Source organism: Vibrio sp. Vb1574 (assembly GCF_033338675.1).
Window position 1 is genome coordinate 1 of record NZ_JAWOTC010000117.1, and the last position, 1,796, is coordinate 1,796.

Genomic DNA, 1,796 nt, shown 5'->3' on the forward strand with positions numbered 1-1,796 from the left:
CGTGCTGGTAGCAATGACTGACGCTACCACCCCAACCGTCGCAAAGAGGTAAATAAAGAGAGTATTACCTTTTGAATAGTGTTCGCGTTTGGTTTGTGTTTTCAACCACGCAATCGGCTCACCCGCGAGATCGCTGATTGGGGTCCATTTGATGATGGACTCTGAGGTTTTATCGATGCTTTTAGTTTTGGCATGATCGACAGGATTAAACGACTTGGTCACGAGCGTATTGCTGGCAGACATCATCGCTTTAAAGTCGCCAGGGAAACGCTCAGACAGATTGCGTCCCCAAAGCATCCAGCCGTTCGAAGGACGATCTCCTTCGCTGTTGCGAACTGGCGCTAAGCTCAACCCCCAAATGTTGTCATTGATCTTAAATATGCCCGCCAAACTTTCGCGGTGAACATCAAGCTTACTGTTCATCGCCAAAATATGCTGTTGGAGGAGTGGCACGGACACGACTTTATTGTTTAGTGAGGATGAAGACTCTGGTGTGTTTTCACGACTCAATGACACTAAGGATTGACCATCCAGTGTGATAAACGACATCAAATCGAGGTTCAGCGCATCAAGGGTTTCGACATATAAGTTGCGTTCGCTGTAACCTGCGATGTCACGGTGTGCGAAAAGGTCATAGGTCTCATCCCAGTAAGCCCAATCATAGGAACTTCCTTCTTGCTGAGTCACCATCATGTCAATTACGGCTATAGCTTGCTGACTTGAGTGGTCAATTTCCATGTTTTCCAACTCATCTAAGCTGTACAGGAAAAAGTATCGGCTGATAAAAAGGAAACTAATTATCATCCCGAGCAGACCGAGCGAGAAATACAAGGCAGTCTTGTAGCGAAGATTTAAGTTAAACAAGCGAGGTGTTTGCATTAAAAAATAGTTATAAGTATTAGTTTTAAAAAAGTGTACGACATATCATATTTGAAATAGTTGATGCTCGTCCAACTTGTCGACATCCATTTTCGCTCGCTTATCTAGGTTATACAGTGAGTTAACCGATTGCTTTTTAAGCAAAACGAGCAGTAAATTAATAAAAAAGTAGATAGTACAATCGCTTAGATAACAGCGCTTCTAGCACGTCATTTTTTGCAAAAAATTTTGTTGATTGTTTAACACGCCTTGATACAAGCATCCGTTTTTCATTCGCCTGTTGACGTAGTAAACTGCGAAAAAACAACAGGAAATTGTGATGTTTATAGTTCAACGCTTGGTCAAATTGGCCATCATCTGTGTCATCTTCTTCACCATCTTTGATTTGATTGCTTACGGTGAAGTCACTTGGTTTTATCGCTTGCTTGCCTTCATCAACTAGCCACGCTCTATTGCCTTCCTGACGCGAGTTCGAATTCTATTGGACTCGCTCTGTCTGTTTTTATCTCTCTCCCTCTTGAGCTTTATACGAAACAAAATCATACCTTTTACTCTCGCCTGAAAATGGCAAAAAATCGCATTTGCAACTAGGTTCATAATTAGGGCGTTCTAGGAAGTTCAAGTTATGAGGCTGAGTACAGCTATCAAATGGGGTGCCGCCGTGCTATTCGTTTGTACCGCATCATCCGTCAGTGTTGCAAAAGCAGAAGTCGAACTTGTTTTGCCTATCGAGGGCGATCCGGTCGTCGACGTTAAGTTAGCGCGGATTGGTTGGCATTTATTTAGAGATCCCAACTTGTCATCGAATGGTAAAGTCAGTTGTGAAAGTTGCCACAATCTACAAACGAATGGCGCGCAAAACACAGCCGTAGCAGCAGGTGTAAAAGGAGCAGGAATACGAAACGCGATCACGGTTT

Annotated in this window: 3 protein-coding genes; 2 read left to right on the forward strand and 1 reads right to left on the reverse strand. The window is 43.3% G+C overall.

Annotation, left to right across the window (positions count from 1 at the left end; translation table 11 throughout):
- The coding region (locus tag R7O12_RS23995; RefSeq protein ID WP_318126543.1) for a CHASE4 domain-containing protein at positions 1 to 879 on the reverse strand (879 nt) is incomplete at its 3' end.
- A gap of 319 nt (positions 880 to 1,198) precedes the next feature.
- On the opposite strand from R7O12_RS23995, the gene R7O12_RS24000 reads away from it, so the two are divergent.
- On the forward strand, positions 1,199 to 1,321 hold the full coding sequence (locus R7O12_RS24000; RefSeq protein ID WP_017447435.1) for a hypothetical protein: 123 nt from the start codon (positions 1,199 to 1,201) through the stop codon (positions 1,319 to 1,321).
- A gap of 183 nt (positions 1,322 to 1,504) precedes the next feature.
- The coding region (locus R7O12_RS24005) for a cytochrome c peroxidase (RefSeq protein WP_318126545.1) at positions 1,505 to 1,796 on the forward strand (292 nt) is incomplete at its 3' end.